Origin of the sequence: Methylorubrum zatmanii (assembly GCF_014845115.1) — a bacterium.
GTDB lineage: Bacteria > Pseudomonadota > Alphaproteobacteria > Rhizobiales > Beijerinckiaceae > Methylobacterium > Methylobacterium zatmanii.
The window spans coordinates 1-6,460 of sequence record NZ_NKUI01000299.1 but is presented as its reverse complement, the minus strand read 5'-3'; the positions used below and the strand labels follow the sequence as shown (position 1 = coordinate 6,460).

Below are 6,460 nucleotides of genomic sequence, written 5' to 3'. Positions count from 1 at the left end.
GCCAGGGGAGCCAAGGGGGCGAGGAGGCACGGCCGGTCTCATTCGACCAGCACCGGGTTCGCGCTCTCCGCCGGCACCGCGACGCCGAGGCAGGGCGCGACGGCGATACGCGCGTTGCTGTAGATGTCGACGACATCCGCAACCACCTGCAGGCATCCACCCGGCGGATAGTTGACCGTCTGGTTGCCGTAGATCGACGAATTGCCCGTCGCCGCGTAGATCAGCCCCGACATCGTATCGACCCGGTTGTCGGACTGGTAGAGATTGAACGCGCCGCCGAACAGGACGAACAGGATGTTGCGGTAGCCGTAAGCCGGGTTGGCCGCCGTGGGGGCCGTGGCGTTGATGTCCCCGACGCCGAGGAGGCTGACCGTGCCGCCGAGGAAGGCGAAGCTCACCCCGACGGCGGTCAGGTTGCGGGTCGTCAACGACAGAGAGCCGCCGTAGAGGAAGACGCTGCCCGCGCCCGTCGTCGCCGAACCGCCATAGCCGAAGGTCGTGCTGTCCCCCGCCATCGTGATCGTGCCGCCGTAGAAGTTGAGATCGCCGACACCGAAGCGTGTCGTCGAACCGGCGAGCAGGGTCAGCGAGCCGCCCTGGAACTGGAACGGGCCCTTGCCGAAGATCAGCGTGCCCTTCTCGTTTCGGATCGTGCCGCCGTAGAACAGGAAAGGCCCGTCGCCATAGGTGATCGTGCCGGTGCCGGCATTGCTGATCGAGCCACCCCAGAGATTGAAATCGCCGGTGCCGAAGGAGAGGCGGCCGCTCCCGTTGGTGATGGTGCCGCCGTTGAGGTGGACCGAGCCGTCCTGGAATTGCAGCGAGCCCGATTGATTGGTGATTGCCGCGCCGAAGACCTTCAGCCCCTTGCCGAAGCTCATGGTGCCGGTGGACAGGTTGCTGACGCTTCCCCACACCGAATAGGTGGCGTCGGGAAACGTCATCGCGCCACCATTGTTGGTGATGTACTGCTTGAACACGAAGGTCACCTGCGCGCCCGGCGCCTGCGCGAAGGTCGTGCGCGCGCCCGCCTGCCCGGTCACGTAGCCGGCGATGGCGTAGCAGCCGCTTCCGAAGGTCAGGGTGCTGATCCCGCTCAGGCGGATGTTCCCGGAGATCGTTGTCGGCTTGGCGCAGGTCGGGTCGGCCGCCCCGCTTCCGGGGAAGGTCAGGTCGGCCCCGTCGATGGTGAGATCGCCGGAGGGCTTGTCCTGCGGCAGGCTCGCCTTCTCGCCCACGGCGTAGGAGCGGTCCGTTCCTTTCGGCACCGACGGGTTCATCAGGGCGTAGGGCGAGGTCGTGCGGTAGGGCCACCTGGCCATGGCATCGAGACGCTGCCGGATGGCGACGATGTCGGGCTGGGTCGCGAGGGAATTGGCCGGCTTCGCCTTGTAGGTGAAGGTCGAGGCGTCGGGCGTGTACGAGGCCGTGCTGCAGAGATACGGCGCCTCGGCGGAGGCGGAATAGCCGACGCTCACCGCCTGTGCCGTGACCGCCGCCTTGCCGCAGATGTAGAGAAACGTCTTCGCGCTGAGCGAGCAGGTCGGCCCGGTGACGCGGGCATTGGCGTAGATGTTGATCGGGCCTCCGAGGGAGGCGACGCAGGCTCCGGACCGGCTCTTCCTGAGATCGGCCACCGAGCGGCCGTCGACACGGCTCGACGTGCCGCCGACCGCATTCCTGAACAGGCGCGGCACGGTGAGCGCGACGACGGTCGCCAGGGCTTGGCCGCTCTCCGTCTGCGGCGCCGCGACGACCGAGGTGACGGTCTCGGCGCCCGACATCCCGTTGAGCGCAACGATGTTCGCGGCGGTCGCGACGGCGACGGGACTGGCCGCGCCGTTCGCAATGGCGTCGGGCGTCGCGGCGGCCGCGAGATTGGCGAGGTCGGCTACCCTCTGGCTCTGCTGCTTGGCCACGTAGAGGTTGGCGGTCTCCAGGCTGGCGGCCGTCGTCAGGGACAGCAGGGCGAGGATCAGGGCGGCCAGGATCGGGACGTTGCCGGCGCTACAGCGGCGGAAGCCCTGCTCCGACGCCGGCCGGGATTTCGCCGGCAGGAACCTCATCGCCCCGCTTCCGTCGTGCCCACCGGATAACGGGATACGCCACGGGCATCGGCCGGTTCGAGCGGCGAGGAAGGCGATGCTGCTATGTTGCTTATCTGGCTGAGCGCCATGCGTGTATTCAGTAAAATTATTGCATTTCGGGTATTGTGCCAATTCGGACAGGCTAGCTGTGCCGATTTTTTAAAATGGCGTGTGCATCTTAAGAAAATGTAAAAAACATAACATACATCAAGTTAATCGTGACAATTTCTCGTGAAAGGCGTTGTTTCGCGGATCGATACAGCGTCCGGCTGTTGCGCTCGGGCCCGTTTCCGTCGCGATCCGGCGCATGACCCGTCCATCGGTGCGGGCCGGTATCACCACCGCCGGAGGGGGCCGTCCCCCCCGCCATCCGCTTCGCCGGCAAGGGCGTGGGTTGCCGGGAGGCCAGAGCCCGTGCCGGACGGCTCCCGGCCGTTCTCACCGGCCCTCTGCCAGGGTGCCCCGCTGGCGCGGGTCGGAGGCGCCGGCAAGCAGCCCGTCCTCCGCCATCACCGAATTGGCCGAGCCCGAGGTCGCGCCGACTTTCACATTGTGGCCCTTGGCCCGCAGCAGGGCGAGGGTATCGGGCGAGATCCCTTCTTCCGCCATCAGCACGTCGGGCTGCCATTGGTGGTGGATGCGCGGCGCGGCGACGGCCTGCGCGAGGTTCATGCGGAAATCGAGCACGTTGACGATGACCTGAAGCGTCGTCGTGATGATGCGGCTGCCCCCGGGGCTGCCGGTGACGAGGAACAGCTTGCCGTCCCGGAACACGAAGGTCGGCGTCATCGAGGAGAGCGGGCGGGCGCTGGGTGCCACCGCATTGGCCTCGCCGCCGACGAGACCGTAGGCGTTGCGCGCGCCGGACTTGGCGGAGAAATCGTCCATCTCGTTGTTGAGCAGCACGCCGGTGCCCTCGGCGACCAGCCCGATCCCGTAGGAGAAGTTCAGGGTGTAGGTGTTGGAGACCGCGTTGCCCTCCGCGTCCACCACCGAGAAATGGGTGGTCTGGTCGGATTCGTAAGGAAGCGGATCGCCGGCCTTGACCTCGGCGGCGGATTTCGCCCGCTCCGGGTCGATCTTCTCGCGAAGGGTCGCGGCATAGGATTTAGCCGTCAGACCCGCCACCGGAACCTTGGTGCGGGACGGATCGCCGAGCCAGGTGGCGCGGTCGGCATAGGCCGGCTTCATCGCCTCGGCCAAGGTGTGGAGCGCCCGGGCGCTGCCCGCGCCCATGCCGGCGAGGTCGTAGCCCTCCAGAATGTTGAGGATCTCGATGAGATGCACCCCGCCCGAACTCGGCGGCGGCATCGAGACGATCTCGTAGCCGCGATAGGTGCCGCGCACCGGCGTGCGGATCTCCGGCCGGTAGGCGGCGAGGTCGGCCGCCGTCATGATCCCGCCCGCACCCCGCACCGCCGCCGCGATCTTGTCGGCGATCGGCCCCTGGTAGAAGGCGTCCGGTCCCTGCTCGGCGATGGTTCTCAGGGTGTCGGCGAGGTCGCGCTGAGTGAGGGTCGCGCCACGTGGGAGAACATGGTCGCCCTCGAAGAACACCGCCCGGCTCGACGGCCATTGCCCGAGCAGGCCGGAGGCGCGGGGCAGGGAATCGGCGAGGCCGGACTCGACCGGGATGCCCGCGCGGGCCAGTTTTTCGGCTGGGGCGATCAGGTCGGCGAGGGTGAGCTTGCCGGAGCCGTAGCGCCGATGCGCCTCGGCAAGGCCGCGCACCGTGCCCGGCACGCCGACCGCCTTCCCGGTCCGGGTCGAGGCGGCACGATCCGGCTCGCCCTGCGGGTTCAGGAACATGTCGGCCGTGGCCGCCGCCGGCGCGGTCTCGCGATAATCGATCGCGACCGTCTCCCGGGCGGCGGCGCGGTGGACCATCATGAAACCTCCGCCGCCGAGATTGCCCGCGCGCGGCAAGGTGACGGCGAGGGCGAAGCCGACCGCCACCGCCGCATCGACGGCGTTGCCGCCCTTCCCCAGGATCTCGACGCCGACGCGGGTGGCGAGCGCATCCTGTGAGGAGACCATGCCGCGTGTGGCCAGCACCGGCAGGAGGCGGGCCTCGTCCGACTGGATCGGCGCCGGTTCCGGCGCGGGCGGAACCACCGGGGCGGTCTGCGCGCCGGCGGGTTGCGACAGGGCGAGGAGAAGCCCGAGGGCGCGGACGGGGAGAGAATGGAGGCGCATGCCCTGGAATCTATCCCGAACCGGCAGCCCATCCAGATCGGCAGCGCCTCACGAAACGGAGGCCGCCTCGCCGCTCAGCGCCCGGTCAAGGCGGGGCCGCCCGCCGCGCCACCGGTTCCGGGCGGGCCGCTGGTCGGCGTGCCGCCGATCACGGCGCCCGGCGTGCCGCCGACGACCGCCGGCTTGTTCGGCGTGCCGGCGGTGCCGGGACCGGGAACGGGCTGCGAACCCGTGGCCGACGCCTTCGGGCTCGGCGGAGAGGGAACCGCCCTGCCCTCCCCGTCCGCCGCCTGGGCGCTCAGGGCCGCGACGGTCATGGTCGTCACGGTCATGGCCGGGAGGCTGAGTGCCAGCGCGAAGGTGGTGAGCCGCATGAAAGGTCCTGTGCGCGGAAATCGGTGTTCCTCAACCGTCCGGACCTCGAAAGGTTCGTTCGCACGGGCCCCTGACCCGGAACGTCAGTCACGCGGCCCCCCGGCCCGCTTGCCGAGCCGATAATAGGGGGCCGCAGCGTCCGCAGAGGGAGCGAGGCGGCGGGTCAGCCCATGGATCCTGCGCTCCGCCTCGGTCGGCTGGTGATCGCGCAGCGAGTCCTGATGCGCGTGGAAGTGATGATCCCAGTGGCGGGTGCTGGGATGCCACTCCACGGTCTCGATGGCACCGCCGGCGTGAAGGCCCGGCTGCGCCAGGGCGGGAGCGAAGGCCGGCAGGCCGCCGAGGGTGCCGAGAACGAGGCCGGCTGCGAGGCTGGGGAAGGTCCTCATCGCGAATGCTCTCCTCCACGCACGAGGATCGCGCGTCTATGTCATAAAACGTTCACAAAACGGCCGCTCATCCCCGGCGCCTCGATCAATGTGAAATAAAAGGCGTTGATCTGACTGGGATTTTTCTCAAGTCCACCGCGTGACGCGTTGGGGTGCATGCCCCGCCTGGACGCTCCGACGCGTGGCCGGGATCACTCCACCTCGTCGTAGGAGAGCGACCAGCCCGAGCCGGTGAACCACGAGCGCGTCGGGTCGGGACGCTGCCGCCACCGCAGGGAGCGCACGAACTCGATGCCGCCGCGCTCGAACGCGTTCTTGAGGGCCTCGCGCTCCGCGTCGCTCCCGATCAGGTCGCCGGTCCCGCCCTCGGCGCAGACGAAGATGGCGCCGCCCAGCCATCGCACGGAGAAGGCGCCCTCTCCCTGACGCCGGACGCACAGGCCCGCCCCGTGCAGGGCGTGGCGGCCGCCGGACCCCCGCTGCGGTGCGGGAATGCCGAGGGGAAAGACGAGTCGTCCGCCGATCCCGAGGCGGTCGAGCCAAGCCGGGGCCGGCCGCTCGACGGAGAAGTTCACGTAGATGCAGTCGGCCTCGTCCTGCGGCCACCGCGCCCCGTCCCCCTCGATCACGGTGACGTTGGGCAGATGGGACAGGTTGGCCCGCGCGCGGTCCGCGAGGCTGCCGTCGCATTCGACGGCCGTGACCTGCCCCGTCGCGCCGACGAGATGAGCGATCAGGGCCGTGTAATAGCCGGTGCCGGCGCCGAGATGCACGACCCGGCTGCCCGGCGCGCAGCCGGCCCGGTGCAGCCAGAGCGCGTGCAGGCTCGGGCTGCCGTTGTTGACCCCGCGCCCCGGTGCGAGGGCGAACAGCACATCCTGATAGGCGAGAGCCGGATCGGCCTTCGGCAGCGGGACGTAGCCGCCCGGACGCGCGATCTGCCAGGGCGGGGGACCGAGAAACGCCTCCCGCGGCACCGTCGCGAAGGCGTCCTCCAAGGCGGGATCGTCGCCGATGCCGGCAAGCGCCAGCATCTGGACGGCATAGGCCCGCCGAACGGTGGCGAGTCCTCGGTCATCGAAAAGCGAATCAGGCGCCATCCGTCCCGTCGAAGCCCCGGCGGCGCCATCGTAGGCCGTGCCCCGCCGATCCGCCAAGGGCGGATCGCGGGACGCTGCGCCGGGTCAGATCGCGGTGCTGCCGACCTGGCCGATCTTCCATTGGAACGGCGGCTGCGTGCCGTTGACGGCGTAATCGCCGACGACGCGGTCCTTGAAGATGCGCGGGTTGTGCGAGGAGATCGTCCGGGCGTTGCGCCAGTGCCGGTCGAGGGCGTGTCGGCGGCTCGTGGCCGAGGCGCCCAGCGCATCGAACAGGATCGTGCCCGCGTCGAGGACGAGGCCGGTCAGCACG

At 69.5% G+C, this 6,460-nt stretch carries 5 protein-coding genes and 1 pseudogene; all 6 read right to left on the bottom strand.

All coding sequences use genetic code 11. The features are described 5' to 3' along the window. Positions 1 to 38: 38 nt before the first annotated feature. Positions 39 to 2,066, bottom strand: coding sequence for a pilus assembly protein TadG-related protein (locus tag MZTS_RS23860; protein ID WP_192285754.1), 2,028 nt, complete (start codon positions 2,064 to 2,066; stop codon positions 39 to 41). Positions 2,067 to 2,525: 459 nt separating this feature from the next. Then, a complete protein-coding gene (ggt, locus tag MZTS_RS23855; protein ID WP_192285752.1) occupies positions 2,526 to 4,283 on the bottom strand; it encodes a gamma-glutamyltransferase in 1,758 nt (585 codons plus the stop codon). 74 nt (positions 4,284 to 4,357) lie between these two features. Next, positions 4,358 to 4,657, bottom strand: a complete 300-nt coding sequence (locus MZTS_RS23850) for a hypothetical protein (RefSeq protein ID WP_192285750.1) — start codon at positions 4,655 to 4,657, stop codon at positions 4,358 to 4,360. Between the two features lie 84 nt (positions 4,658 to 4,741). Next, positions 4,742 to 5,047 (bottom strand): hypothetical protein, encoded by a 306-nt coding sequence (locus MZTS_RS23845; RefSeq protein WP_192285748.1) that lies wholly within the window; start codon positions 5,045 to 5,047, stop codon positions 4,742 to 4,744. Between the two features lie 191 nt (positions 5,048 to 5,238). Beyond that, on the bottom strand, positions 5,239 to 6,147 hold the full coding sequence (locus tag MZTS_RS23840) for a protein-L-isoaspartate O-methyltransferase family protein (RefSeq protein WP_192285746.1): 909 nt from the start codon (positions 6,145 to 6,147) through the stop codon (positions 5,239 to 5,241). A gap of 84 nt (positions 6,148 to 6,231) precedes the next feature. Next, positions 6,232 to 6,460 (bottom strand): annotated as a pseudogene (locus MZTS_RS23835) (acyl-CoA dehydrogenase family protein); the annotation flags it as partial.